The sequence below is a fragment of the Kitasatospora sp. NPDC058048 genome (assembly GCF_042885555.1).
Taxonomy (GTDB): domain Bacteria; phylum Actinomycetota; class Actinomycetes; order Streptomycetales; family Streptomycetaceae; genus Kitasatospora; species Kitasatospora lactacystinica.
Map to the genome: position 1 here is coordinate 44,720 of NZ_JBHVRT010000047.1, position 25,645 is coordinate 70,364.

Below are 25,645 nucleotides of genomic sequence, written 5' to 3' on the forward strand. Positions count from 1 at the left end.
GTCAAGTTTAGGGTTGGGGTCGGCGGTCGGCATTTCGGACATTCAGTCAGAAACCAGGCTCCCTACCCATCGACATCCGTCGGTACGGCCCCGCCCCGGGTCGGGCCGACCCGGAAATTCGAGGCGAGAGGCCTTCGACGTGGCAGCACCGCAGAACTACCTCGCAGTCATCAAGGTCGTCGGAATCGGCGGCGGTGGTGTCAACGCCATCAACCGGATGATCGAGGTCGGTCTCAAGGGCGTCGAGTTCATCGCGATCAACACCGATGCGCAGGCCCTCCTGATGAGCGACGCCGACGTCAAGCTCGATGTGGGCCGTGAACTCACCCGGGGCCTCGGCGCCGGCGCCAACCCCGAGGTCGGCCGGAAGGCCGCCGAGGACCACCGCGAGGAGATCGAGGAGGTCCTCAAGGGGGCCGACATGGTCTTCGTGACCGCCGGTGAGGGCGGTGGCACGGGCACGGGCGGCGCGCCCGTCGTCGCCAACATCGCGCGCTCCCTGGGCGCCCTGACCATCGGCGTGGTCACCCGTCCGTTCACCTTCGAGGGACGGCGCCGGGCCAACCAGGCCGAGGACGGAATCGCCTCCCTGCGCGAAGAGGTCGACACCCTCATCGTGATCCCCAACGACCGACTGCTGTCCATTTCGGACCGCCAGGTCAGCGTGCTCGACGCTTTCCGCTCGGCCGACCAGGTCCTGCTCTCCGGCGTCCAGGGCATCACCGACCTGATCACCACCCCGGGTCTGATCAACCTCGACTTCGCCGACGTCAAGTCCGTGATGTCGGAGGCCGGTTCGGCGCTCATGGGCATCGGCTCGGCCCGCGGTGAGGACCGCGCCAAGGCCGCCGCCGTGATGGCGATCTCCTCGCCGCTGCTGGAGGCCTCGATCGACGGCGCCCGCGGCGTGCTGCTGTCCATCTCGGGCGGCTCCGACCTCGGCCTGTTCGAGATCAACGAGTCGGCCCAGCTGGTCAGCGAGGCCGCCCACCCCGAGGCGAACATCATCTTCGGTGCGGTCATCGACGACGCGCTCGGCGACGAGGTCCGGGTCACCGTCATCGCGGCCGGCTTCGACGGCGGGCAGCCGCCGGCGATCGTCCGCGACCCGGTGGTCAAGTCCACCGCCCCGGAGCGCCCGGCCACCCCGCCGGCCGCCCCGGAGCGTCCGGCCGGCCGCCCGTCCTACGGGAGCATCGGCTCGGTGACGTCCCGGTCGGAGGGCGAGTCCTCGACCGCGTCGTCGAGCCGGACCGCCGAGACCTCGGCCACCACGACCGCCGCCCCGGTGCCGCCGCAGGTGCAGCCGGCCCGGCAGCCGTACGTGGAGAGCCCGGCAGAGGAGCTCGACGTCCCGGACTTCCTTAAGTGATCGATCACTCGATCCGCGCGGGTGCTCACTTCGCCTTCACCTCCCGGTGGGGCGGGGTGAGCACTTCGCCGTACGGGGAGCTCAACCTCGGCGGCGCGGTGGGGGACGACCCGGAGGCCGTGCGGGAGAACCGGGCGCTGGCCGCCCGGCAGCTGGGTCTCGACCCGGCCGACGTGGTGTGGATGAACCAGGTGCACGGCGCCGAGGTCGCCGTGGTGACCGGGCGCCAGCCGCCCGGTCAGGCCCCGACGGTGGACGCGGTGGTCTCCGACCGGCCGCTCGCACTGGCGGTGCTGACGGCCGACTGCACTCCGGTGTTGCTGGCCGATCCGGTGGCGGGCGTGGTGGGCGCGGCCCACGCGGGCCGGCCCGGGCTGGCGGCCGGGGTGGTGCCCGCGGCCGTCCGGGCGATGGTCGAACTGGGCGCGGAGCCCTCGCGGATCACCGCCGCCACCGGGCCCGCGGTCTGCGGCCGCTGCTACGAGGTGCCGGCGCAGCTGCGCGCCGAGGTCGCCGCGGTGGTGCCGGAGGCCTTCGCCGAGACCTCCTGGGGGACTCCGGCGCTGGACGTGCCGGAGGGAGTCGCGGCCCAGCTGGCCGCGGTGGGGGTCAAGGAGCTGGTGAGATCACCGGTCTGCACCCTTGAATCCGCCGATCACTACTCCTATCGCCGCGAGCAGCGCACCGGCCGGCTCGCGAGCTACGTCTGGTTGGGCTCTGATCACTGATGACGAACGACATCTACGGACCGTTCCCGGGAAGCCCGGAGTTCACCGCGGCGCTGACGGAGGGCCAGCGGGCCCGGTACGAGGAACTCGGCACCAACCTCGACGTGGTCGAGCGCCGGATCGCGGACGCGTGCGCGGCCGCCGGGCGCGCCCGGGAGGAGGTCACCCTGGTCGTCGTCACCAAGACCTACCCCGCCGAGGACACCGCGCTGCTGGCCGGTCTCGGGGTGACGGACGTCGCGGAGAACCGGGACCAGGACGCCGCTCCCAAGGCGGAGCAGTGCAGAAACCTTCCTCTTGACTGGCACTTCGTCGGCCAGCTGCAGACCAACAAGGTCCGCTCGGTCGTCCGCTACGCGAACCACGTGCACTCGGTGGACCGGCTCCGGCTGGTCGAGTCGCTCTCCGCGGCGGTGCTCAAGGCGGAGCGCCCGGAGCTGGGCTGCCTGGTGCAGGTGGCGCTGGACAAGGCGCACGGGGAGGGTGAGCACCGGGCGGGGGTCGCGCCGGAGGACGTCGCGCAACTGGCCGACGCGATCGCCGACACGCCCGGGCTGCGGCTGGACGGTGTGATGACCGTCGCTCCGCTGGCCGGCCCGCTGGCCGGAGACCCGGCCCGGGCCTTCGATCGGCTGGCGGAAATCGCAACCGCCGTACGGGCGGCCCATCCGGCTGCCACCATGGTCTCCGCAGGGATGAGCGGTGACCTTGAGCAGGCGATTGCCGCCGGAGCGACACATGTGCGCGTCGGAACGGCGGTACTCGGAGTGAGGTCACCCCTCAGGTAACGTCACCGGGTAAGTAGATCAGACAGCAGGACAAAATAGGACAGAATCTAGCAGCTCTTCGGAGCGCTAGCGAACCGTGGATCGCAGCTCCGCGGCCCCCACTCCACGCATCTGACCGGCCGTCGGGCTGACACGCCGTCGTGGAGGGACCGCGGAATCCGCAGGCGGGGCCGTACGGCCCGGGCCGGAGCCGGTCCGTACGGAACGAGCGAAGCGACCATCAGAAGGTGCGCGCATCGCGAAGCCGCCACCGAGCGCGAGCGAGGTGGCTATGAGCGGAGGAGACAGGAGCATGGCCGGCGCAATGCGCAAGATGGCGGTCTACCTCGGCCTCGTGGAGGACGAGACGTACGACGGCCAGGGGTACGACCCCGACGACGACTACGACGCGGACCCCGAACCGATCCGGACGGGCCAGCGGACCGAGGACATCCCCCGGCCGGCCCCGGCTCCCGCGGCCGCCGCGCCCGCCCCGGTCTCCTCGATCACCCCGCAGCCGGTGCCCGCGGCGGTGCCGATCCGCCAGGAGACTCCGAGGATGGCCCCCGTGTCGTCCATCACACCCGAACGTCGCCACAACCTGGAGAAGAGCGCGCCGGTGATCATGCCCAAGGTCGTGAACGAACGAGAGCCCTACCGCATCACCACGCTGCACCCCCGGACCTACAACGAGGCCCGTACCATCGGGGAACAGTTCCGTGGCGGGACCCCCGTGATCATGAATCTGACCGAGATGGACGACACCGACGCGAAGCGCCTCGTAGACTTCGCGGCTGGACTCGTCTTCGGTCTGCACGGCAGTATCGAGCGCGTGACACAGAAGGTGTTCCTGCTGTCGCCTGCTAACGTCGATGTCACGGCGGAGGACAAGGCTCGGATCGCCGAGGGTGGGTTCTTCAACCAGAGCTGACCCGGCCACGACTTTACGTGTGGATCTGATCAACAGTGGTTGGCGACAGGTGACGAGCGGCAGGCCCGAGGGATCGGGACCGGGGAGAGGGATACGCGATGGACATCGTGTGGGCGGTGCTCTACTACGCCCTGACCGTCTTCCTGGTGTTCCTGCTCGTACGGCTGGTCATGGACTGGGTCTTCCAGTTCGCGCGTTCGTGGCGGCCCGGCAAGGCCATGGTCCTGGTCCTGGAGGCCACGTACACTGTCACGGATCCGCCGCTCAAGCTTCTTCGGCGGCTCATTCCGCCGTTGCGTTTCGGGGGCGTGGCGCTCGACCTGTCCTTCTTCGTACTGATGATCATTGTGTATGTCCTGATCTCGCTTGTGCACCCCTAGTCGTAGGTGAGCGATGCGACAGGATGCCGGTGTGCCGACGATCACGTTGAGGTGAAGAGATGCCATTGACCCCCGAGGACGTTCGGAACAAGCAGTTCACGACCGTCCGCCTGCGTGAAGGCTATGACGAGGACGAGGTCGATGCCTTCCTCGACGAGGTCGAGGCGGAGCTGACCCGCCTCCTCCGGGAGAACGAGGACCTGCGCGCCAAGCTGGCCGCCGCGACTCGTGCCGCCGCGCAGAACCAGGCCAACCTGCGCAAGGAGCCGCAGCAGGACGCGCCCCGACAGGGCGGCGCTCCGGTGCCGGCCGCCATATCCGGCCCGCCGGTCCCCGGCCAGCAGGGTCCGGGTGGTCCGCAGCAGATGGGCCCCGGCGGCCCGCAGCAGATGGGCCCGGGTGGTCCCCAGCAGATGGGCCCCGGCCCGCAGCAGCAGCAGCAGATGGGCAACCAGCCCCTCGGCCTGCCCGCCGGATCCGCGCCGCAGCTTCCCGCCGGCGGCCCGCAGCAGCAGCAGATGAACCAGACCATGGGCGGCCAGCAGCAGCTGGTCCAGCCGATGGGCGGTCAGATGCTGCAGCCCATGGGCGGTCCCGGTGGCCCGCAGCAGATGGGCAACCCGATGGGCCAGGGCATGGGCCAGCAGCAGATGCAGCCGATGGGCGGCCCCATGGGCGGCCCGCAGCAGATGGGCGGCCCCATGGGCGGCCCGATGCAGCAGCAGGGCCCCGGCGGCGACAGTGCCGCCCGTGTGCTGGCGCTCGCTCAGCAGACCGCCGACCAGGCGATCTCCGAGGCCCGTTCCGAGGCCAACAAGATCGTCGGCGAGGCGCGCAGCCGGGCCGAGGGCCTGGAGCGCGACGCCCGTGCGAAGGCCGACGCGCTGGAGCGGGACGCGCAGGAGAAGCACCGCGTCGCGATGGGATCGCTGGAGTCGGCGCGGGCCACGCTGGAGCGCAAGGTCGAAGACCTGCGGGCGTTCGAGCGTGAGTACCGCACGCGACTGAAGTCGTACCTGGAGACCCAGCTGCGCCAGCTGGAGTCGCAGGCCGACGACTCGCTCGCTCCGCCGCGGATCCCCGCCACCGCGTCGCTGCCGCCGGCGGCCTCGTCGATGGCCCCGGCCGGTGCCGGTGCGATGAGCAGCGGTGCGCCGAGCTTCGGCGGCAACCAGCCGTCCTTCGGTGGCAACTCGCCGTCCTTCGGCGGGAACAGCGCCTTCGGCGGCAACTCCCCGGCGCCGAGCTTCGGCGGGCAGTCGACCGGTGGCAACAGCGGTGCGCCGCAGATGCAGCCGGCCGGGATGACCCAGCCGATGGCGGCCGTCCGACCGCAGCCGCCGCAGCCGATGCAGCAGGCTCCGGCGCCGATGCGGGGCTTCCTGATCGACGAGGACGGCGACAACTGAGGTTGTAGCAGAGCCTTTTGAGGGCGCCCCCTTTCCGACCCACGGGTCGGGGAGGGGGCGCCCTTGTTTTTGGTAGGTGGGGCGGGGGAAACGCGGAACCGCCGCCCGGCGGGGAGCCGGGCGGCGGTTCGGGGGTGGTGCGGGTCAGGCCTTGCGGAGCTGGAAGGCGAGGCCGAGGGAGTCGTCCGCGAAGGTCTCGGAGTCCCAGTCGGCCGCACCGGCGGCGAAGTCGGTGGCGAGGACCTCCTCGGCGACGAGGGGGCCGTGCTCGGCGATGGCCTCGGCGGTCTCCTCCGAGGTGGCGCGCCAGCGCAGGACGATGCGGTCGGCGACGTCCAGGCCGGAGTTCTTGCGGGCCTCCTGGATCTGGCGGATGGCGTCGCGGGCGATGCCGAGCCGCTTGAGCTCCGGGGTGATGGCCAGGTCGAGGGCGACGGTGGCGCCGGACTCGTTGGCGACGGCCCAGCCCTCGCGCGGGGTCTCGGTGATGATCACCTCGTCGGGGGAGAGGGTGATCGGTTCACCGTTCAGTTCGACGGAGGTGGTGCCCGAGGCGCGCAGTTCGGCGGCCAGGCGGGCGGCGTCGGTGGCGGCGACCGCCTTGGCGACGTCCTGGACGCCCTTGCCGAAACGCTTGCCCAGCGCGCGGAAGTTGGCCTTGGCGCTGGTGTCGACCAGCGAACCGCCGACCTCGGCCAGCGACTCCAGGGTGGAGACGTTGAGCTCCTCGGCGATCTGCGCGCGCAGGTCGGCCGGCAGCTCCTCCCAGCCCTGGGCGGCGACCAGCGCGCGCGAGAGCGGCTGACGGGTCTTCACGCCGGACTCGGCGCGGGTGGCCCGGCCCAGCTCGACCAGGCGGCGGACCAGTGCCATGTGCCGGGAGAGCTCGGTGTCGATCAGCGACTCGTCGGCCTCCGGCCAGGTGGCCAGGTGCACCGAGGCCGGGGCCTCCGGGGCGACCGGGACGACCAGGTCCTGCCAGACCCGCTCGGTGATGAACGGGGTGAGCGGGGCCATCAGGCGGGTGACCGTCTCCAGCGCCTCGTGAAGCGTGGCGAGCGCGGCGGCGTCGCCCTGCCAGAAGCGGCGGCGGCCGCGGCGGACGTACCAGTTGGACAGGTCGTCGACGAAGCCCGACAGCAGCTTGCCGGCGCGCTGGGTGTCGTACGCCTCGTAGGCCGCGTCGACCTCGCGGACCAGGGTGTTCAGCTCGGAGAGCACCCAGCGGTCCAGCTGCGGGCGGTCGGCCGGGGCCGGGTCGTTCGCCGAGGGCGCCCAGTTCGAGGTGCGGGCGTACAGGGCCTGGAAGGCGACGGTGTTCCAGTAGGTGAGGAGGGTCTTGCGGACGACCTCCTGGATGGTGCCGTGGCCGACCCGGCGGGCCGACCAGGGCGAGCCGCCGGCCGCCATGAACCAGCGGACGGCGTCGGCGCCGTGCTGGTCCATCAGCGGGATCGGCTGGAGGATGTTGCCCAGGTGCTTGGACATCTTGCGGCCGTCCTCGGCCAGGATGTGGCCCAGGCAGACGACGTTCTCGTAGCTGTTCCTGTCGAACACCAGGGTGCCGACCGCCATCAGCGTGTAGAACCAGCCGCGGGTCTGGTCGATCGCCTCGGAGATGAACTGCGCCGGGTAGCGCTTCTCGAACAGCTCCTTGTTCTGGTACGGGTAGCCGTACTGGGCGAAGGGCATCGAGCCCGAGTCGTACCAGGCGTCGATGACCTCGGGCACGCGGGTGGCGGTGCCGCCGCAGTCGCGGCAGGCGAAGGTCACCGCGTCGATGTACGGGCGGTGCGGGTCGAGGCCGCTCTGGTCGGTGCCGGTGAGCTCGGACAGCTCGGCCAGCGAGCCGACGCAGGTGAGGTGGCCCTCCTCGCAGCGCCAGATCGGCAGCGGGGTGCCCCAGTAGCGGTTGCGGCTGAGCGCCCAGTCGATGTTGTTGTTCAGCCAGTCGCCGAAGCGGCCGTGCTTGACCGTGTCCGGGAACCAGTTGGTGGCCTCGTTCTCGCGGATCATCGCGTCCTTGACGGCGGTGGTCCGGATGTACCAGGACGGCTGCGCGTAGTAGAGCAGCGCGGTGTGGCAGCGCCAGCAGTGCGGGTAGCTGTGCTCGTACGGGAGGTGACGGAAGAGCAGGCCGCGCTCCTTGAGGTCCGCGACCAGGGCCTCGTCGGCCTTCTTGAAGAACTGGCCGCCGACCAGCGGGACCTCGGGGGCGAAGGTGCCGTCGCCGAGCACCGGGTTGACCACCGGCAGGCCGTACTTGCGGCAGGTCGCGAGGTCGTCCGCGCCGAAGGCGGGGGACTGGTGGACGATGCCGGTGCCGTCCTCGGTGGTGACGTAGTCGGCGTTGAGGACGTAGTGGGCGTTCTCGATCTCGACCAGGTCGAAGGGGCGGCGGTAGGCCCAGCGCTCCATCTCGGCGCCGGTGAAGGACTCGCCGGTGGTCTCCCAGCCCTCGCCGAGCGCCTTGGCGACCAGCGGCTCGGCGACGACCAGTTGCTCCTCGCCGTCGGTGGCCACCACGTAGGTGACCTCCGGGTGGACGGCGGCGGCGGTGTTGGAGACCAGGGTCCACGGGGTGGTGGTCCACACCAGCAGGGCGGCCCGGCCGGCCAGCGGGCCGCTGGTGAGCGGGAAGCGCACGAAGACCGAGGGGTCGACCACGGTCTCGTAGCCCTGGGCCAGCTCGTGGTCCGACAGGCCGGTGCCGCAGCGCGGGCACCAGGGGGCGACCCGGTGGTCCTGGACCAGCAGGCCCTTGTCGAAGATCTGCTGGAGCGACCACCAGACGGACTGGACGTACGACGGGTCCATCGTCCGGTAGGCCTCGTCGAGGTCGACCCAGTAGCCCATGCGGGTGGTCAGCTCGGCGAAGGCGTCGGTGTGGCGGGTCACCGAGTCGCGGCACTTGGCGTTGAACTCGGCGATGCCGTACGCCTCGATGTCCTGCTTGCCGGAGAAGCCCAGCTCCTTCTCGACGGCGAGCTCGACCGGCAGGCCGTGGCAGTCCCAGCCGGCCTTGCGGGCGACGTGGTAGCCCTTCATGGTCCGGAAGCGCGGGAAGACGTCCTTGAAGACGCGGGCCTCGATGTGGTGGGCGCCGGGCATGCCGTTGGCGGTGGGCGGGCCCTCGTAGAACACCCACTCGGGGCGGCCCTCGGACTGCTCCAGGCTGCGCTGGAAGATCTTGTTGTCCTGCCAGAAGGACAGGATCTGGTGCTCCAGGGCAGGCAGATCCACCTGCGCGGGGACGGGGTTGTAGGAGCTGGCCATCGCGGCGTCTACCTCCGGTGGATGCGGGACTGGATCCTCCGGAGGGACGAGACGGCCCGGCCGTCCCGCGGTACCACCCTCCTTGGCCGCGGTGCTGCGTTCGCGGCCCTCTTGTTTGGGCTTGCTGCCGGGTCTAGTGGGCCACCGCGGCATCGCGGCGGCCGTTCTTCCGGCGGCTCCGGGGTGATCTTCCCGTCGTGCACACCCCCGGGCTCGCACCGTCCCCGGGTCGCTGGTGGCTGCGTACGTCGGTACTCGTCCCATCTGCGCCTTGCACGGCCAGTGTATCGGCCGGGCGCGCCGGTTTGTCCAAACCGTTTCCCGGTGGGCGGTCCGGAGCACTCCGGGGGCGCTCCGGGAGCGTTCCGGGGGCGTTCGCCGAGGGAGGTTAGCCGGAGTCGATCTGGGCACAAATCTCTGAGCGCACGGGGCGTGACGGTTGGGACGGCTGCCTGGGTGGGAACGTTATGAGGCGTCGGTATGTCATGTTGTGACCGGTTTTGATCGGGATTATCGTTCCGGCACTGGAAGCCGCCGGGAACCGGCGGCTCGATTCGTTCGTAGATGGGGTCGAAAGCCATGGCTGAGAAGGGAACCGGCGCGGGCACCGCCACCAAGCGGGCACGCAAGGCCGTGGCGGTCGACCCAGGGGAGGGGCCTGTGACCACTACCGCACCGAAGAGCAGCACCGACACCGTCACCGCGCCGCGCGGCGCCGAGTCGGTGGACCCGGCCACGCTGCCGGTCCGGCCGGGCGAGGACCCGTGGACCGCCGAGGAGGTCCACGAGCTGCACGACGAGCTGATCAGCGACCTGGACCGGCTCCGGACCGAGATCGGCGCCGCCGAGGCGGCCATCTCCGGCCTGATGCGCGACTCCAACGACGGAGCCGGCGACGACCAGGTGGACGCCGGTACGAAGAACATCTCGCGGGAGAGCGAGCTCGCGCTGGCCAACAACGCGCGGGACAGCCTGGCCCAGACCGAGCGCGCGCTGGGTCGGCTGGAGGGCGTCGGCTTCGGCACCTGCGAGTCCTGCGGGCAGGCCATCGGCAAGGCCCGGATGCAGGCCTTCCCCAGGGCGACGCTCTGCGTGCAGTGCAAGGCCAAGCAGGAACGCCGCTGACCCTGCGACCGGAGCGACGCGGGGGGTCGGGCTTGCCGTACGCTCGACCCCGTAACGTCGCCCGAGTAACGTCGCCTGACGCGTTCGTGAACGCGGGCAGGCTGTCACCGGCCCACCACCCTCCCCCTCCTGCGGACCGGGGGAGCTCCATCGGCAGCGGAGCGGATCATCAGCACGCAAGGTTCCCCCCAGACCCGGGACGACGCCGTCCCGTCCCCCGCCGATGCCGTGGAGGTGCCCGTGGCGGAGCCGACCGGGGCGTCCGTGGACGACGCGGGGAGCGAGAAGCCCAAGGGCCGGCGCCGGGTCGGGGTGCTGCTGGTCGTGGCGGTGCTCGCCTTCCTGATCGACCTGGGCAGCAAGCTGCTGGTGGTCGCCCGGCTGGAGAACCACGCGGCGATCAAGGTGATCGGGGACGTGGTCACCTTCCAGGTGATCCGTAACTCGGGCGCGGCCTTCGGGATGGGGCAGGCGCTGACCGTCGTCTTCACGATGATCGCCTCCGCCGTCATCGTGGTGATCTGGCGGATCGCGCGCCGCCTGTACAGCCTGCCCTGGGCGATCGCGCTCGGGCTGCTGCTCGGCGGGGCGCTCGGCAACCTCACCGACCGGCTGTTCCGCGCGCCCGGCGTCTTCCGCGGGCATGTGGTGGACTTCATCTCCGTCCAGCACTTCGCGGTCTTCAACCTCGCGGACTCGGCGATCGTCTGCGGCGGAATCCTGGTGGTGCTGCTCTCCTTCCGGGGCAGCAACCCGGACGGGACGCTCCACCAGCAGGCCGACAAGGCGGAGAAGACGGAGCAGGCCGAGAAGTAGCCCCGGCCACCGGCGGGCGGGGGCAGGGCCGCGGTTCCGGCATACTCGTACGGGTGAGTACCGCAGCGCAGATCCGCAGCCTCCCCGTTCCCGACGGCCTGGAGGGCGAGCGCCTCGACGCCGCCCTGGCCCGGATGTTCGGCTTCTCCCGGACCAAGGCCGCCGAGCTGGCCGCCGACGGCAAGGTGATGCTCGACGGCGCCGCGGCCGGCAAGTCGGACCGGGTGACCGCCGGCTCCTGGCTGGAGGTCGAGATCCCGGCCCCGGCCGCGCCCGTGCGGATCGTCGCCGAGGCGGTCGAGGGCATGCGGATCGTCCACGACGACGAGGACATCGTGCTGGTCGACAAGCCGGTCGGCGTCGCCGCGCACCCCAGCCCGGGCTGGACCGGCCCCACCGTGATCGGCGGGCTGGCCGCGGCCGGGTACCGGATCTCCACCTCGGGCGCCGCCGAGCGCCAGGGCATCGTGCACCGGCTGGACGTCGGCACCTCCGGGCTGATGGTGGTCGCCAAGTCCGAGCGCGCCTACACCGACCTCAAGCGGCAGTTCCACGACCGGATCACCGAGAAGCGCTACCACACCCTGGTGCAGGGCCACCCGGACCCGATGAGCGGGACGGTGGACGCGCCGATCGGCCGGCACCCCAGCTCGGACTGGAAGTGGGCCGTCACCCGGGACGGCAAGCCGTCCGTCACCCACTACGACCTGATCGAGGCGTACCGGGCCGCGTCGCTGCTGGCGATCAAGCTGGAGACCGGGCGCACCCACCAGATCCGCGTCCACATGTCCGCGCTGCGGCACCCCTGCGTGGGCGACCTGACGTACGGCGCCGACCCGACGCTGGCCAAGCGGCTGGGCCTGACCCGGCAGTGGCTGCACGCGGTGTCGCTCGGCTTCGAGCACCCGGCGGACGGGCAGTGGGTCGAGTTCTCCAGCGAGTACCCGGAGGACCTCAGGAAGTCGCTGGACATCATCGCGGCGGAGAGCTGAGGTGGCGGCTGCCACCGTCCGGATCGCCGATGGGGAGGCGGACCTGGAGCTCGTGCGGGCCGTCCGGCGCGAGGTCTTCGTCGTCGAGCAGAACGTGCCGGAGGAACTGGAGTACGACGAGTACGACGCGACCTCGGTGCACCTGCTGGCCCTCGGGGCCGACGGGGCCGCGCTGGGGACGGCGCGGCTGATCTTCGGGGAGCAGGCGCGCGAGCTCACCGGCGGTGTCGAGGGACGCGTGCTGCTCGGGCGGCTCGCGGTCGTCGCGGCGGCCCGGGGGACGGGCCTCGGGGCGGTGCTCGTACGGGCGGTCGAGGCCGCGGGAGTCGAGCGCGGCGCCGTGGAGGTCGAGCTGCACGCGCAGGTGCGGGCGCTCGGGTTCTACGAGCGGCTGGGGTACGTGGCCGAGGGGCCCGTGTACGACTCCGCGGGCATCCCGCACCGGACGATGACGCGGATGCTGTAGCCGTAGGCGTTCCGGGCGGACGGCGCCGCACCTCCGGGGGCGGGTTCCCGCCGGTCGCCCTTCGCTTCGCGCGGTTCCCCGTGCCCCGGTCGGGGTGCGGGGAACTCGTGCTTTCGGGGCGGGGCGGGGCGGGGTGGTGGGGGTGGCTGCTTCCGGCGCGGTCGCGGGCGCGGCTCAGCCTTCGGTGGTGCGCAGGCGGGGGAGGGCGTGGGGGTGCTCGTCGCGCAGGTGGGCGATGAGCTGTTCGCGGATGTCGAAGCGGAGCCGGGCGGCGTCGTCCGGGGTGCGGGCCGTCATGGTGGCGCGGACGACGATGGTGCTGGGCGTGGTGTCGGTGACGTGCAGGGCCCACTCGTCGCCGTCCCACAGCGGGTGCCGGTCCAGGCGGGCGCGCAGGACGGCGCGCAGTTCCTCCATCGGGGTGGTGTGGTCCAGGTGGAGCAGCACGGCGGCGAGCAGGCCGGGGTCGCGGCGGGTCCAGTTCTCGAAGGGCTTGTTGACGAAGTAGGAGACCGGGACGACCAGCCGGCGGTAGTCCCAGAGCCGGACCACCAGGTAGGTGAGGGTGATCTCCTCGACGGTGCCCTGCTGGCCGTCCACCACCACGGTGTCGCCGATCCGGACGGTGTCGCTGAAGGCGATCTGGAGGCCGGCGAAGAAGTTGCCCAGGGTGCTCTGGGCGGCGATGCCGGCCACGATGCCGATGACGCCCGCCGAGGCGAGCAGGCTGGCGCCGACGGTGCGCATGGCGGAGAAGGTCAGCAGCATCACGGCCACCGTGACCACGACGATCAGCGCGCCGGCCACCCGGCGGAGCATGCCGATCTGGGTGCGCACCCGCTGGACCCGGGCCGGGTCGTCGACGCGGGCCTCGTAGCGGCTGAGCAGCGCCTCCAGGAGGGCGGCCACCACGCGGACGGTGAGCCAGCCCAGCGAGGCGAGCAGGAACAGCAGGAGCAGGTGCTGGGCGCCGGCGTCGCCCTTCAGGTGGAAGATCCGCTGGAGCGGTCTGGCCGCGAGCAGCAGGGCCGACACGACGGAGAGCTGGAGCGGGATCCGGCAGCGGCGCAGCAGCGGCCAGACCGGTGCCGAGGGGTTGCGGGCGGCGATCCGCTGGAGGGCCTGGTCGACGATCCAGCCGATCGCCAGGGTGGCGGCGACGGTGGCGAGCAGCGAGATCAGCGGCCAGGGCATGCGCCGTACGATACTCGGGCACGGTGGGGCGAACCGGGCGAAATGGTGTGGCGGCTTTATCGGACACCTACCCGGACGGCGGATACGATCAGCGCCCATGGAGTTCGGTGGGGCATGGCGTCGCTGGCGCGCCCGGGGAACAACGGTCGGACGCAGGCTGCTGGCCGGGGCGGTGGCCCTGGTGGCGGTGGCCGCGGCCGGCACCGCGACGGTGGCGTCCGGCGGTGAGCGGGCGGTCCACCAGGAGGACCGTTTCCTCAGCATGCCGGAGACACCCGGCAGCACCCAGCAGGTCCAGCTGGACACCTCCTTCTTCACCACCGGCGGCGGTCCGCGCCCGGCGGTGCTCCTGGCGCACGGCTTCGGCGGTTCCAAGGAGGGCGAACGCGAGCGCGCCGAGCAGCTGGCCCGGCAGGGGTACGCGGTACTGACCTGGTCGGCGCGCGGCTTCGGCCACTCGGGCGGCAGGATCGGGCTGAACGCGCCGGACCGCGAGGTCGAGGACGTCAAGCACCTGGTGGACTGGCTGGCCCAGCGGCCCGAGGTGCAGCTGGACGCCGCCGGCGACCCGAAGGTCGGCATCACCGGCGCCTCGTACGGCGGTGCGGTCTCGCTGCTGGCCTCCGCCTACGACCACCGGATCGACGCCGTCGCCACCCAGATCACCTGGTGGAACCTGGCCGACGCGCTGTTCCCGCAGGGCGTCCAGGGCTCGGGCGCGGCGGACGGCGTGTTCAAGAAGCTGTGGGCCGGGATCTTCTTCACCACCGGCTCGGCCGGGGACCTCGGGCCCTCCGGCGGGGCGCCGCGGGAGGGCGGCGGGCCGAAGCCGACGGCGGACGGGCCGGTCGGCTGCGGGAGGTTCCTCGACTCGCTCTGCCAGATGTACGACCGGGTCGCCACCGCCGGGCACGCCGATCCGGAGGCCGTCGCGCTGCTGGAGCGCTCCAGCCCGTCCTCGGTGGCGGCGCAGCTCAAGGCGCCCACGCTGGTGGTGCAGGGGCAGCAGGACTCGCTGTTCCCGCTGGACCAGGGCGACCACATCGCCAAGGCGGTGGCCGCCAACGGCGCGCCGGTCGCGGTGGACTGGTTCGCCGGCGGCCACGACGGCGGGACGGACACCAGCGCGCGGGTCGACGACCGGGTGACGGCCTGGTTCGACCACTACCTGAAGGGGGACGGCAACGACACCGGCGCCGCCTTCCGGGTCACCCGCACCGGCGGGGTCGACTCGACCGGCTTCCAGGCCGTGCTGCGCGGAGCCACCGCCGACCGGTACCCGGGGCTGGGCGGAACCGGCTCGCGCACCGTCGAGCTGACGGGCGGCGAGCAGACCCTCGCCAACCCTCCCGGCGGTGCGCCGCCCGGGATCTCGACCCTGCCGGGCATCGGCGCACTCAGCCAGGCGGCCTCGCTGGGCGCCGGGCTCTCACTGGACTTCCCCGGGCAGAACGCCGCCTTCGACTCGGCGCCGCTGGACTCGCCGCTGCACCTGACCGGGCAGCCGACCGTGCCGGTACGGGTGACGGCGGACCGGCCGGACGCGGTCCTGTTCGCGAAGCTGTACGACGTCGGGCCGGACGGCAAGGCGGTGCTGCCGCAGCAGCTCGCCGCCCCGCTGCGGGTCACCGGCGCGGACGCCGGGCAGACCGTCACGGTCGCGCTGCCGACCGTGGACCACACCTTCCCCGCCGGGCACCGGGTGCGACTGGTACTGGCCGCCACCGACCTCGCCTACGCCTCGCCGGTCGAGCCGGCCACCTACCGGGTGGCACCGGCCGGAGCGCTCACCGCGCCGACCGTCGCCGAGCTGGTCACCGAGGCGGCTCCGCTGCCCTCGCGCACCTGGCTGCTGCCGGTGATCGCCGTCCTGGTGGCCGCGGCCCTGGTGCTGGCGCCGCGGCTGCGCCGCCGCCGGGCCGCCGGGCCCGCCTTCGACCCGGAGCTCGCCGCGGTGCCGCTGCGGATCAGCGGGCTGAGCAAGCGCTACAAGGGCGCCCAGGACCGCTACGCCGTACGGGAGCTGGGCTTCCGGGTGGAGCAGGGACAGGTGCTCGGCCTGCTCGGGCCGAACGGTGCCGGCAAGACCACCACGCTGCGGATGCTGATGGGACTCATCCGGCCGGACGCCGGGGAGATCCGGATCTTCGGCCACCTGGTGCGGCCCGGCGCGCCCGTGCTCTCGCGGGTCGGGGCGTTCGTGGAGGGCGCGGGCTTCCTGCCGCACCTCACCGGGCGGGCCAACCTGCGGCTGTACTGGCAGGCGACCGGACGGCCGGAGGCCGACGCCCGCTTCGACGAGGCGCTGGCCATCGCCGGGCTCGGCGAGGCCCTGGACCGCGCGGTGCGGACGTACTCGCAGGGCATGCGGCAGCGGCTGGCGATCGCGCAGGCGATGCTCGGGATGCCGGACCTGCTGATCCTGGACGAGCCGACCAACGGGCTGGACCCGCCGCAGATCCGTGAGATGCGCGAGGTGATGATCCGGTACGCGGCCGACGGGCGGACCGTGATCGTGTCGAGCCACCTGCTGTCCGAGGTCGAGCAGAGCTGTACGGACCTGGTGGTGATGGACCGCGGGCGGCTGGTCACGGCCGGCCCGGTCGGGGACATCGTGGGCGCCGGCGAGCTGCTGATGATCGGCATCGCCGGCCCGTACGACCCGGTGCCGGTGGTCGAGAAGGTCGCCGCGCTCACCGGGGTCGGCTCGGTGGAGGCCGTCGACGGCGGCCTGCTGGTGCGCCTGGACGGACTGGCGGCCAGCGCGCTGCTGGCCGAACTGGTGCGGCTGGAGGTACCGGTGGAGAGCGCCGGGCCGCAGCGCCGCCTGGAGGACGCGTTCCTGTCGTTGATCGGAGGTGGAGCGTGAGCGTCGCCCCGAAGGACCACACCGAGTCGAAGGACCGTGCCGAGTCGATGGACCGTGCCGAGGACCGCGCCGAGGGCCGTTCCGAGTCGAAGGGCCGTGCCGAGTCGAGGGACCACGCCGAGGGGTACCGGGCGAGCCGGACGCTGCCGCTGCGGGTGGAGGCGATGCGGCAGCTGCGCCGGCGCCGCACGATGGTGATCGGCGGGGTACTGGCCGCCATGCCGTTCGTCCTCCTGGCCGCGTTCCAGATCGGCGGCACCCCGGGCCGTCCGGGTCGGACCAGTTTCATCGAGCTGGCCACCGCCTCGGGCCCCAACTTCGCGGTCACCATGCTGTTCGTCGGCACCGGCTTCATGCTGGTCATCCCCGTCGCGCTGTTCTGCGGGGACACCGTCGCCTCCGAGGCCAGCTGGTCCTCGCTGCGCTACCTGCTGGCCGCGCCGGTGCCGCGGGCCCGGCTGCTGGCCCGCAAGTTCGCCGTCGGCCTGGCGTTCTCGGCGGTGGCGGTGGTGATGCTGCCCGCGATCGGGCTGGTCGTCGGCACCGCCGCGTACGGCTGGGGGGACCTCGAACTGCCCGCCGGGGTCAGCCTGCCGGCCGGGCAGGCGCTGCCCCGGATCGCCATCGCGGTGGCCTTCGTCCTCCTGAGCGAGACCGTGATCGCGGCGCTCGCCTTCTGGCTCTCCACCGCGACGGACGCGCCCCTGGGCGCCGTCGGCGGCGCGGTGTTCGCCTCGATCATCACCGGGGTGCTGGACGCCGTCACCGCGCTGGGCGACCTGCGGGAGTGGCTGCCGGCGCACTGGCAGTACTCCTGGGCGGACGCCCTGCAGCCACAGCTGGAATGGGGCGGCATGGTGCAGGGCGTCTCGCTGTCGCTCTCGTACGCGGCGGTGCTGCTGGCGCTGGCGTTCCGGGGGTTCGCGCGCAAGGACGTGGTGTCGTAGGCGTGCGGTGGGGCACCGGCCGGGCATGCGGGATCATGGGTGGGTAGCTGACCTCGCTGGTGAAGGACCCGAAACCGTGGCCCAGATCGTCCTCTTCCACTCCGCCTACGGGCTGCGCCCCGCCGTGCGCGCCGCCGCCGAGCGGCTGCGCGCCGCCGGGCACACCGTGCACACGCCGGACCTGTTCGACGGGCGGACCTTCGAGTCCGTCGAGGAGGCGCAGGAGTTCCAGGAGGAGCTCGGCGGCCGTGACGAGCTGCTGCGGCGGGCGGTGACCGCGGCCGCGCCGGTCTCCGAGGGCGGGCTGGTGTACGCCGGCTTCTCGCTCGGCGGCGCGGTGGCGCAGAACCTGGCACTGGCCGACGAGAAGGCCCGCGGGCTGCTGCTCCTGCACGGCACCTCGGACCTGCGGGAGGACGCGGCCACCGAGATCCCGGTGCAGCTGCACATCGCGGAGCCGGACCCGTTCGAGCCGGAGGACTGGCTGAACGCCTGGTACCTGCGGATGCGGCGGGCCGGGGCCGAGGTGGAGGTGCACCGCTACCGGGGCGCCGGGCACCTGTTCACCGACCCGGAGCTGCCGGACTACGACGAGGAGGCGGCCGAGCGGGCCTGGGCGGCGTCGCTGGACTTCCTCGCGGAGCTGGACGGCTGACGGCTGACGGCTGACGGAGGGTCGGAGGGCCGGAGGGTCGGAGGGTCGGAGCACGGACCCGCCCGCCCGGACGGAGGTCCGGGCGGGCGGGGCGGAGGCGGGCGGGGTCAGGCCGGCTTGGGCTTGATCATCGCGAAGGGGGCGCCCTGCGGGTCGGCGACGACGGTCATCCGGCCGGCCACCATGTCGAAGGGCGGAGCCAGGACGGTGCCGTTGCGCTTGACCAGGGCGTCCACGGTGGAGTCGACGTCGTCGACCGCGAAGTAGGTCAGCCAGTGGGGCGGGGTGCCGGGCGGGTCGTTGGCGAGCAGGGTGGCGCCGCCCACCGCCTTGCCGCCGACCTGCAGCACCCAGTACGAGTCCACGCCCGGCATCGGCTCGATCTCGATGCCGAACGCCTCGCCGTAGAAGGCGGTGGCGGCCGGGATGTCGTTGGTGTGCAGCTCGTTCCAGGTCAGCGCGCCGGGCTCGTTGACGACCTGGGCGCCGAAGAACTCGCCCGGCTGCCAGACGCCGAACACCGCGCCCTGCGGGTCGGCGGCGATCAGCATCCGGCCCAGGTCGCCGACGTCCATGACCGGGACGATCAGGGTGCCGCCGGCGGCGACGATCGCGTCCTGGGTGGCCTGGGCGTCGGTGCTGGCCAGGTAGCTGGTCCAGACGGTCGGCGGCTCCGGCATCCCCTCGGGGGCCGATGCCGGGCCGATGCCGGCCGCGGCCTTGCCGTCGAGCGTGCAGACGGCGTAGCCGCCGAACTCGGCCGGGCCGGGCTGACCCTGCCAGCCCAGGAGGTCGCGGTAGAAGTCCAGTGCGGCCTGCTGGTCCTTGGCCATCAGGTCGACCCAACACGGGGTGCCGGTCGCGTACGGGGTGGTGACTTCGGGCATGATCGCCCTTTCTGGTGAGGGGTCCCTGCCGGTCACCATCTCCTCGTGCACCGTGGTTCGCCACTCGACACACCGCCGCGGCCGCCGGCCCGGGCGGGGCCAGGGCGGAGAGATCCCCGATGGCCGTACAGGTGCGTCCGTTCGGCGTACGGTCGACGTATGGACGTACAGGCGCGACTGCTCTCCGTCAACGTCGGCAGGCCCCGGCCGAACCCGTGGAAGAAGGACCTCGGGCTCACCGGCATCGACAAGCGCCCGGTGGACGGCCCGGTCGCGGTGGCCGCACCGGGCCCCCGGGGCACGGGCGCGGTCGCCCTGGCCGGGGACCGGGTGTACGACGTGAAGCACCACGGCGGCGACGACCAGGCGGTGTACGCCTACGCCCGGGAGGACCTGGACGGCTGGCAGACGGAGCTGGGCCGGGAACTGGCCAACGGCTCCTTCGGCGAGAACCTGACCACCACGGGCCTGGACGTGAACGACGCGCTGATCGGGGAACGCTGGCGGATCGGCCCGGACGTCGTCCTGGAGGTGTCCTGCGCGCGCATCCCCTGCGGCACCTTCCAGGGCTGGCTGGCGAGGGAGGGCTGGATCCGGCGCTTCACCGAGGCGGCCCTGCCGGGCGCCTACCTGCGGGTGGTCGCACCGGGCGAGCTGCGCGCCGGGGACGCCGTGGAGGTGGTGCACCGTCCGGACCACGACGTCACGGTGGCCCGGTCGTTCCGCGCGGTGACGACCGAACCGGAGCTGCTGCCGGGCCTGTTGGCGGTGGAGGCGTTCCCGGAGGAGATCAAGGAGCTGGTGCGCCGCCGGGTCCGGGTCTAGGACATGTCCTCCGACTCGCGTCCGCAGGGCGACGCCGGTGTCGGCGGACGCGGCTGGCGTGGGCGCACATGGGCAGCTGGGCTGACACCGGGGGGATCGATGGAGAACGCGCCGGACCACGGCCGGACCGTGCGGAACGGTTCGCTCGCGATGATCGGCCTGGGGGTCCTGCTGTTCGTCCTCAGCCTGGTCTACCTGATACCGCACGACATGGGGGTGACATCGGCTCTGCGCAGTCGCGGCGTCCACGTCCCGGCGGTCGTCACCGAGTGCGTGGAGGTGAGCGGGCCGCAGGACAACCCGGCGGGCAACTCCGAGTGCCGGGTGCGGTTCACGACGTCCGAGGGGGCGTCCGTCGAGACCCGACTCGCCTACGTCACCGGCAGCGTCAAGGCCCGTGACACCGTGACGGTGGTGTACGACCCCCGGCACACCGACACCGCCGCGCTCGCTTCGAGCATCGGCTTCTGGAACTCGCTGGGCCGGAACGTGCTCGATGTGGTCGCACTGGTCGCGTCGGTCGTCATGGTCCTGCTGGGCCTCGCGGTCCGTCTCGCGTACCGCCGGTTCACCCGGGCGGGCAGCCGGCCCGGGGCGACGTGACGCCCCCTCACCCGGAGCGGGCGAGGGGCGCGGCTCGGGGGATCAGACGTCGAGCTTCTCGAAGGTGAAGGCGGTGGAGCCTTCGAGGACGGGGATGACCTCGATCCTGCTCTGCCGGCCGGGTTCGAGGACGGTCCACGAGGAGCCCTGGGGGGACTTGATCCGGTAGGTGTCCGGGACGCCGTCGACGGGGATCAGCTCCCACTCCGGGGCGTCGCCCTGGTCGAGGAGGAGGGAGACCAGCGGGCCGGCGGGCGCAAGGTCCTCCACGGCGGTCGGGGCGCCCTTGGCGTAGAGCCGGTAGCGGTTGTCGGGGTAGGCCTCGACGACCCAGACGGCGTCCTGGTCGTCGGTGTTGGCGAAGACGGCTTTGGGGGAGAGGTCCAGGGCTTCGTGACGGGCTCGGCCGATCCTGGCGTCGCCGTGCTGGATGGTGTAGAGGCCGGACTCCAACTGGGCCATGGTTGTCATTCCTCCGCGGTTCGGGCGAGATGCAGGACTGTTGTACGTGCTCGGAGGAATCCGGGGCAGGGGCCTCGGCGTGCCGTCACCTGAACGAGCTACGCCCCTCGCCGGGGGCTGCGGCACGATGGACCCCATGCACAGCGACCACTACGCGCCGCCGACCACCCTCCTCGGCCTCCTCCAGCGCGGCCGGGGCCAGGGCGCGCGGATAGCCGCCGAGGACCGGATGTCGGTCGCCGAACTCGTCCACGGCTGCATCCGCTGGGACTGGCGCTGGGACTCGCAGGTGGACGACCGGCACCTCTACCTGGCCCGGCTGATCCGGGACCTGGAACTCCCGCTCGGGCCCGTCGTCGAGATGGCGACGGCCCGGGACGAGGACATCCGCGACCGGGCCACCGGCGTGCTGGAACTGCTGGTGCTCGCCGGCTCGGCGGACGCCCGGGCGGCGCTGCCGGACTTCGTTCCGGAGAAGGACGAGCCGCCCGCGCGCCGCCCGGTGCGGCGGCCGGATCCGTACCCGGAGCGGGACAGTGCGAGCCTGCTGGCCCTGCTGCGCGATCCGGCGGCGCCCGAGGGCGCCAAGGCCTCCGCTCTCGTGGCCCTCTCGCTCCGCGCGCCCGAGCCCGCGCTGATCCCGCTGGTGCCCGGCCTCGGCGCCGCCGACGGCACCCGACCGCTGCCGCTGCTGGGCAGGGCCGTCGGGCGGCTGGCCGGGCACGCCGTCCCGGCGGCGCGGGAGTGGGCGGCTTCGGAGCAGGCGTGGCTCGCCGGGATCGGCTTCGGCGTGGTGGCCGCCCATGGCGACGAGAGCGACATCCCGGCCCTCGTGGCCGAGCTGGAGCGGCAGTGGGTGGACCGGTCCTGGTGCGGACCGGACGATCTCGCGCGCGGGCTGGCCCGCTTCGGCCCGAAGGCCGCCGGCGCCGTCTCGCTGCTGCGCCGCTTCTGGCTCTGCACCCCGCACTCGTACGAGCGCGCCGACTACCTGGAGGCGCTGGCGGCGATGGGGGCCGCCGGCATGGCCGAGGCGTACACCGAGTCGCTGTGGGACTGCGAGGCGCGAGCCCGTCTGCTGGGCGTCGAGCGGGCCCCCGACCGGCCCGGCGTACGCGACCGCCTCGCCTGCCTCCGGGACGATCCGATGGAGGAGCCAGTGATCAAAAAAGCCGCCGGGGAGCGACTCGCCGGGCTGACCTAGGGGGCCTTCCCTGCCGACGGGAAAGCCGTTCGAAGGGGGCTAGAGTGGACGCGTGAACGCGTGAGTGGTGGTCCGGGCCCCGAGAGGTGCTCCGGGCCACATCCATTTCCAGGGCATCCCCTGTGACCTGCGCGTTCGCCGGCCCACCAGACCAGCACCAGAGCCTCCGGAGGCCCCGCCTTGAGCGATCAGCCGTTCGCGCATCTGCACGTCCACACCGAGTACTCGATGCTGGACGGTGCCGCCCGGCTGAAGCAGATGTTCAAGGAGGTCGGGCGCCTCGGGCAGACCCATGTGGCGATGACCGACCACGGCAACATGTACGGCGCCGCCGAGTTCCACCGGCAGGCGACCGACGCGGGCATCACCCCCGTCATCGGCATCGAGGCGTACGTCGCCCCGGAGTCCCGCTCCAACACCAAGCGCATCCTGTGGGGCCAGCCGCACCAGAAGCGGGACGACGTCTCCGCGTCCGGCGCGTACACCCACAAGACCATCTGGGCCCGCAACAAGGAGGGCCTGCACAACCTCTTCAAGCTGACCTCGCGCTCCTACGCCGAGGGCTGGCTGGTGAAGTGGCCCCGGATGGACAAGGAGCTGATCGCGGAGCTGTCCGGCGGCCTGATGGCCACCACCGGCTGCCCCTCCGGCGAGGTGCAGACCCGGCTGCGCCTCGGCCAGGTCGACGAGGCGCTGAAGTCCGCCGCCGACTACCAGGACATCTTCGGCAAGGAGAACTACTTCCTGGAGCTGATGGACCACGGCCTCGACATCGAGAAGCGGGTCCGTGACGGGCTGCTGGAGATCAGCAGGAAGCTCAACATCCCCCCGGTCGTCACCAACGACTCGCACTACACCACCGAGGCCGACGCCGGGGCGCACGACCTCCTCCTCTGCGTCCAGACAGGCAAGAACCTCTCCGACCCGGACCGCTTCCGCTTCGACGGCACCGGCTACTACATCAAGTCGGCCGCCGAGATGTACGCCCTCGACTCCTCGGACGCCTGGCAGGAGGGCTGCCGCAACAGCCAGCTCCTCGTCGCCTCCCGGGTCGACACCGAGGGCATGTTCAAGTTCAAGAACCTGATGCCCCGTTTCCCCATCCCGGAGGGCTTCGAGTCCGAGGCGGACTTCTTCAAGTCCAAGGTCTGGGAGGGGATGGACTGGCGCTTCCCGGGCGGGTACGACGAGGAGCACAAGAAGCTCGCCGAGTACGAGATGGACACCATCATCCAGATGGGGTTCCCGGCGTACTTCCTCGTGGTCGCCGACTTCATCATGTGGGCCAAGAGCCAGGGCATCGCGGTGGGCCCCGGCCGTGGTTCGGCGGCCGGCTCGCTGGTCGCGTACGCGATGGGCATCACCGACCTCGACCCCATCCCGCACGGCCTGATCTTCGAGCGCTTCCTCAACCCCGAGCGCATCTCCATGCCCGATGTCGACATCGACTTCGACGAGCGCCGGCGCGGTGACGTGATCCGCTACGTGACGGAGAAGTGGGGATCCGACAAGGTCGCCATGATCGTCACGTACGGCACCATCAAGGCGAAGGCCGCCATCAAGGACTCCTCGCGCGTCCTCGGCTACCCGTACGCGATGGGTGACCGGATCACCAAGGCGATGCCGCCGGACGTCATGGGCAAGGGCATCCCGCTCTCCGGCATCACCGACTCCTCGCACCCGCGCTACAGCGAGGCCGGTGAGATCCGCGGGCTGTACGAGACCGACCCGGACGTCCGGAAGGTCATCGACACCGCGCGCGGCATCGAGGGCCTGATCCGCCAGCCCGGTGTGCACGCCGCCGGCGTCATCATGTCCGCCGAGCCGCTGACCGACCACATCCCGGTCTGGACCCGGCACACCGACGGCGTCACCATCACGCAGTTCGACTATCCGACCTGTGAGGGCCTCGGCCTTCTCAAGATGGACTTCCTCGGCCTGCGCAACCTGACGATCATGGACGACGCCGTCAAGGCGATCGAGCGGAACAAGGGCGAGAAGATCGAGCTGCTCAAGCTGCCGCTCGACGACAAGCCGACCTACGAACTCCTCGCCCGCGGCGACACGCTCGGCGTCTTCCAGCTCGACGGCGGGCCGATGCGCTCGCTGCTGCGCCTGATGAAGCCCGACAACTTCGAGGACATCTCCGCCGTTCTGGCGCTGTACCGTCCGGGCCCGATGGGCGTCAACTCCCACACCAACTACGCGCTGCGCAAGAACGGCCAGCAGGAGATCACCCCGATCCACCCGGAGCTGGAGAAGCCCCTGGAGGAGGTGCTCCGGCCGACGTACGGCCTGATCGTCTACCAGGAGCAGGTGCAGAAGGCCGCGCAGATCCTGGCCGGCTACTCGCTCGGACAGGCGGACCTGCTGCGCCGGGCCATGGGCAAGAAGAAGAAGGAGATCCTGGAGGCGGAGTTCGTCCCCTTCCAGAAGGGCTGCCGCGAGCGCGGCTACTCCGACGCGGCCATCCAGGCCGTGTGGGACGTCCTCGTCCCCTTCTCCGGCTACGCGTTCAACAAGGCGCACACCGCCGGCTACGGGCTGGTCTCGTACTGGACGGCCTACCTCAAGGCCAACTACCCGGCCGAGTACATGTCCGGCCTGCTCACCTCCGTCAAGGACGACAAGGACAAGTCCGCGGTCTACCTCAACGAGTGCCGCAAGATGGGCATCCAGGTGCTGCCGCCGGACGTCAACGAGTCGGACTCGGACTTCACCCCGCACGGTGACACCCTGGTCCGCTTCGGCCTGACCGCCATCCGCAACGTCGGCGGGCCGGTGGTCGATTCGATGATCCGGACCCGGAAGGCGAAGGGGAAGTTCGCGTCCTTCCCCGACTTCCTGGACAAGGTGGAGTCGGTGGTCTGCAACAAGCGGACCGTCGAATCGCTGATCAAGGCCGGTGCCTTCGACTCGCTCGGCCACACCCGCAAGGGCCTGAGCGCGCAGTTCGAGCCGATGATCGACAACGTCGTCGGCGTGAAGCGCAAGGAGGCCGAGGGGCAGTTCGACCTCTTCGGCGGCGACGCCACCGCGGACGAGCCGAGCTTCGGCCTGGACGTCGTCTTCTCCGAGGGGGAGTGGGAGAAGTCCTTCCTGCTCGCCCAGGAGCGGGAGATGCTCGGCCTGTACGTCTCCTCGCACCCGCTGCACGGCATCGAGCACGTGCTCGCCGACAAGGCGGACTGCGCGGTCGCGGACCTCGCGGAGCGGCCGGACGGGACGATCGTCACCATCGGCGGCATCATCTCGGGCCTCCAGCGGAAGATGACCAAGCAGGGCAACGCCTGGGCCATCGCGACCGTCGAGGACCTCGCGGGCTCGATCGACTGCATGTTCTTCCCGGCCAGCTACCAGCTGGTGTCCTCGCAACTCGTCGAGGACGCCGTCGTCTTCGTGCGCGGCAAGCTGGACAAGCGGGAGGACGTGCCGCGGCTGATGGGGATGGAGCTGTCCGCCCCCGACCTGTCGAACGCGCACGCCGAGGCGCCGATCGTCATCAACATCCCGAGCGGGAAGGTCACCCCGCCGCTGGTGGCCCGGCTCGGCGAGGTGCTGGGCAGCCACCGCGGCACCACCGAGGTGCGGGTGCGGCTGGAGGGCCGCAACAAGACCACGGTGCTGCGCCTGGACCGGCACCGGGTGAAGTCGGACCCGGCGCTGTTCGGGGACCTGAAGCAGCTGCTCGGGCCGAGCTGCCTGGCGGGCTAGGAGCGCGGAGGCGAAAGGCCCGG

21 protein-coding genes are annotated in these 25,645 nt (G+C 71.8%); 17 read left to right on the forward strand and 4 right to left on the reverse strand.

From position 1 onward, the window contains the following. The first annotated feature begins 139 nt into the window (after positions 1 to 139). From ftsZ to ACFVVA_RS35430, 6 genes are all read left to right on the forward strand, one after another. Complete coding sequence (ftsZ, locus tag ACFVVA_RS35405; RefSeq protein WP_387694825.1) at positions 140 to 1,372, forward strand: cell division protein FtsZ; 1,233 nt, start codon at positions 140 to 142, stop codon at positions 1,370 to 1,372. Next, entirely contained in the window at positions 1,369 to 2,100 is a 732-nt protein-coding gene (gene pgeF / locus ACFVVA_RS35410; RefSeq protein WP_380551098.1) for a peptidoglycan editing factor PgeF, read from the forward strand. The genes ftsZ and pgeF overlap by 4 nt, the downstream gene beginning before the upstream one ends. Continuing rightward, positions 2,100 to 2,888 carry a YggS family pyridoxal phosphate-dependent enzyme gene (locus tag ACFVVA_RS35415; RefSeq protein WP_387694826.1) on the forward strand — a complete coding sequence of 263 codons (789 nt, stop codon included), beginning with the start codon at positions 2,100 to 2,102 and terminating at the stop codon, positions 2,886 to 2,888. Before pgeF ends, ACFVVA_RS35415 begins: the two co-directional genes overlap by 1 nt. A gap of 292 nt (positions 2,889 to 3,180) precedes the next feature. Next, a complete protein-coding gene (locus ACFVVA_RS35420) occupies positions 3,181 to 3,798 on the forward strand; it encodes a cell division protein SepF (RefSeq protein WP_224276937.1) in 618 nt (205 codons plus the stop codon). Between the two features lie 98 nt (positions 3,799 to 3,896). After that, on the forward strand, positions 3,897 to 4,178 hold the full coding sequence (locus tag ACFVVA_RS35425; protein ID WP_030060143.1) for a YggT family protein: 282 nt from the start codon (positions 3,897 to 3,899) through the stop codon (positions 4,176 to 4,178). Between the two features lie 59 nt (positions 4,179 to 4,237). Beyond that, complete coding sequence (locus tag ACFVVA_RS35430; RefSeq protein WP_387694827.1) at positions 4,238 to 5,587, forward strand: DivIVA domain-containing protein; 1,350 nt, start codon at positions 4,238 to 4,240, stop codon at positions 5,585 to 5,587. Between the two features lie 144 nt (positions 5,588 to 5,731). Here the strand turns inward: ACFVVA_RS35430 and ileS are convergent, their stop codons facing one another. Beyond that, complete coding sequence (ileS, locus tag ACFVVA_RS35435; protein WP_359908368.1) at positions 5,732 to 8,863, reverse strand: isoleucine--tRNA ligase; 3,132 nt, start codon at positions 8,861 to 8,863, stop codon at positions 5,732 to 5,734. A gap of 660 nt (positions 8,864 to 9,523) precedes the next feature. Between ileS and ACFVVA_RS35440 the strand changes: the two genes are divergently transcribed. From ACFVVA_RS35440 to ACFVVA_RS35455, 4 genes are all read left to right on the forward strand, one after another. Beyond that, complete coding sequence (locus ACFVVA_RS35440) at positions 9,524 to 9,988, forward strand: TraR/DksA family transcriptional regulator (RefSeq protein WP_387694828.1); 465 nt, start codon at positions 9,524 to 9,526, stop codon at positions 9,986 to 9,988. A gap of 165 nt (positions 9,989 to 10,153) precedes the next feature. After that, positions 10,154 to 10,804, forward strand: a complete 651-nt coding sequence (gene lspA / locus ACFVVA_RS35445; RefSeq protein ID WP_387694847.1) for a signal peptidase II — start codon at positions 10,154 to 10,156, stop codon at positions 10,802 to 10,804. A 53-nt stretch (positions 10,805 to 10,857) separates the two neighbouring features. Next, the gene (locus ACFVVA_RS35450) at positions 10,858 to 11,796 is read left to right on the forward strand and encodes an RluA family pseudouridine synthase (RefSeq protein ID WP_387694829.1); all 939 of its coding nucleotides are present in this window, start codon (positions 10,858 to 10,860) and stop codon (positions 11,794 to 11,796) included. 1 nt (position 11,797) lies between these two features. Further along, positions 11,798 to 12,262, forward strand: a complete 465-nt coding sequence (locus tag ACFVVA_RS35455) for a GNAT family N-acetyltransferase (protein ID WP_387694830.1) — start codon at positions 11,798 to 11,800, stop codon at positions 12,260 to 12,262. A gap of 174 nt (positions 12,263 to 12,436) precedes the next feature. Here the strand turns inward: ACFVVA_RS35455 and ACFVVA_RS35460 are convergent, their stop codons facing one another. Then, a complete protein-coding gene (locus tag ACFVVA_RS35460; RefSeq protein ID WP_387694831.1) occupies positions 12,437 to 13,456 on the reverse strand; it encodes a mechanosensitive ion channel family protein in 1,020 nt (339 codons plus the stop codon). A 97-nt stretch (positions 13,457 to 13,553) separates the two neighbouring features. Between ACFVVA_RS35460 and ACFVVA_RS35465 the strand changes: the two genes are divergently transcribed. Genes ACFVVA_RS35465 through ACFVVA_RS35475 form a run of 3 tightly spaced genes read left to right on the forward strand, consistent with a single transcriptional unit; the run spans position 13,554 to position 17,927 of the window. Then, the gene (locus ACFVVA_RS35465) at positions 13,554 to 16,325 is read left to right on the forward strand and encodes an alpha/beta fold hydrolase (protein WP_387694832.1); all 2,772 of its coding nucleotides are present in this window, start codon (positions 13,554 to 13,556) and stop codon (positions 16,323 to 16,325) included. A gap of 47 nt (positions 16,326 to 16,372) precedes the next feature. After that, entirely contained in the window at positions 16,373 to 17,272 is a 900-nt protein-coding gene (locus ACFVVA_RS35470; RefSeq protein ID WP_387694848.1) for an ABC transporter permease, read from the forward strand. A gap of 25 nt (positions 17,273 to 17,297) precedes the next feature. Further along, complete coding sequence (locus ACFVVA_RS35475; RefSeq protein ID WP_387694833.1) at positions 17,298 to 17,927, forward strand: dienelactone hydrolase family protein; 630 nt, start codon at positions 17,298 to 17,300, stop codon at positions 17,925 to 17,927. 107 nt (positions 17,928 to 18,034) lie between these two features. Here the strand turns inward: ACFVVA_RS35475 and ACFVVA_RS35480 are convergent, their stop codons facing one another. Next, the gene (locus tag ACFVVA_RS35480; protein ID WP_387694834.1) at positions 18,035 to 18,814 is read right to left on the reverse strand and encodes a VOC family protein; all 780 of its coding nucleotides are present in this window, start codon (positions 18,812 to 18,814) and stop codon (positions 18,035 to 18,037) included. Positions 18,815 to 18,973: 159 nt separating this feature from the next. On the opposite strand from ACFVVA_RS35480, the gene ACFVVA_RS35485 reads away from it, so the two are divergent. Beyond that, positions 18,974 to 19,639 carry an MOSC domain-containing protein gene (locus tag ACFVVA_RS35485; protein ID WP_387694835.1) on the forward strand — a complete coding sequence of 222 codons (666 nt, stop codon included), beginning with the start codon at positions 18,974 to 18,976 and terminating at the stop codon, positions 19,637 to 19,639. 99 nt (positions 19,640 to 19,738) lie between these two features. Continuing rightward, complete coding sequence (locus tag ACFVVA_RS35490; protein ID WP_387694836.1) at positions 19,739 to 20,242, forward strand: DUF3592 domain-containing protein; 504 nt, start codon at positions 19,739 to 19,741, stop codon at positions 20,240 to 20,242. Between the two features lie 42 nt (positions 20,243 to 20,284). Here the strand turns inward: ACFVVA_RS35490 and ACFVVA_RS35495 are convergent, their stop codons facing one another. Next, positions 20,285 to 20,704, reverse strand: coding sequence for an I66 family serine proteinase inhibitor (locus ACFVVA_RS35495; RefSeq protein ID WP_387694837.1), 420 nt, complete (start codon positions 20,702 to 20,704; stop codon positions 20,285 to 20,287). 136 nt (positions 20,705 to 20,840) lie between these two features. On the opposite strand from ACFVVA_RS35495, the gene ACFVVA_RS35500 reads away from it, so the two are divergent. Then, a complete protein-coding gene (locus ACFVVA_RS35500; RefSeq protein ID WP_387694838.1) occupies positions 20,841 to 21,908 on the forward strand; it encodes a hypothetical protein in 1,068 nt (355 codons plus the stop codon). A 180-nt stretch (positions 21,909 to 22,088) separates the two neighbouring features. Then, positions 22,089 to 25,622, forward strand: coding sequence for a DNA polymerase III subunit alpha (gene dnaE, locus ACFVVA_RS35505; protein ID WP_387694839.1), 3,534 nt, complete (start codon positions 22,089 to 22,091; stop codon positions 25,620 to 25,622). Positions 25,623 to 25,645 lie beyond the last annotated feature (23 nt).

Coding starts and splice junctions, on each gene's coding strand:
- ACFVVA_RS35430 (WP_387694827.1), top strand. CDS start 4,238: ATGCCATTGACCCCCGAGGACGTTCGGAACAAGCAGTTCACGACCGTC.
- ACFVVA_RS35460 (WP_387694831.1), bottom strand. CDS start 13,456: ATGCCCTGGCCGCTGATCTCGCTGCTCGCCACCGTCGCCGCCACCCTG.
- ACFVVA_RS35495 (WP_387694837.1), bottom strand. CDS start 20,704: ATGGCCCAGTTGGAGTCCGGCCTCTACACCATCCAGCACGGCGACGCC.
- ACFVVA_RS35485 (WP_387694835.1), top strand. CDS start 18,974: ATGGACGTACAGGCGCGACTGCTCTCCGTCAACGTCGGCAGGCCCCGG.
- ACFVVA_RS35425 (WP_030060143.1), top strand. CDS start 3,897: ATGGACATCGTGTGGGCGGTGCTCTACTACGCCCTGACCGTCTTCCTG.
- ACFVVA_RS35475 (WP_387694833.1), top strand. CDS start 17,298: ATGCGGGATCATGGGTGGGTAGCTGACCTCGCTGGTGAAGGACCCGAA.
- ileS (WP_359908368.1), bottom strand. CDS start 8,863: ATGGCCAGCTCCTACAACCCCGTCCCCGCGCAGGTGGATCTGCCTGCC.
- ACFVVA_RS35480 (WP_387694834.1), bottom strand. CDS start 18,814: ATGCCCGAAGTCACCACCCCGTACGCGACCGGCACCCCGTGTTGGGTC.
- ACFVVA_RS35490 (WP_387694836.1), top strand. CDS start 19,739: ATGGAGAACGCGCCGGACCACGGCCGGACCGTGCGGAACGGTTCGCTC.
- ACFVVA_RS35415 (WP_387694826.1), top strand. CDS start 2,100: ATGACGAACGACATCTACGGACCGTTCCCGGGAAGCCCGGAGTTCACC.
- ACFVVA_RS35470 (WP_387694848.1), top strand. CDS start 16,373: ATGGACCGTGCCGAGGACCGCGCCGAGGGCCGTTCCGAGTCGAAGGGC.
- ACFVVA_RS35465 (WP_387694832.1), top strand. CDS start 13,554: ATGGAGTTCGGTGGGGCATGGCGTCGCTGGCGCGCCCGGGGAACAACG.
- ACFVVA_RS35500 (WP_387694838.1), top strand. CDS start 20,841: ATGCACAGCGACCACTACGCGCCGCCGACCACCCTCCTCGGCCTCCTC.
- ACFVVA_RS35420 (WP_224276937.1), top strand. CDS start 3,181: ATGGCCGGCGCAATGCGCAAGATGGCGGTCTACCTCGGCCTCGTGGAG.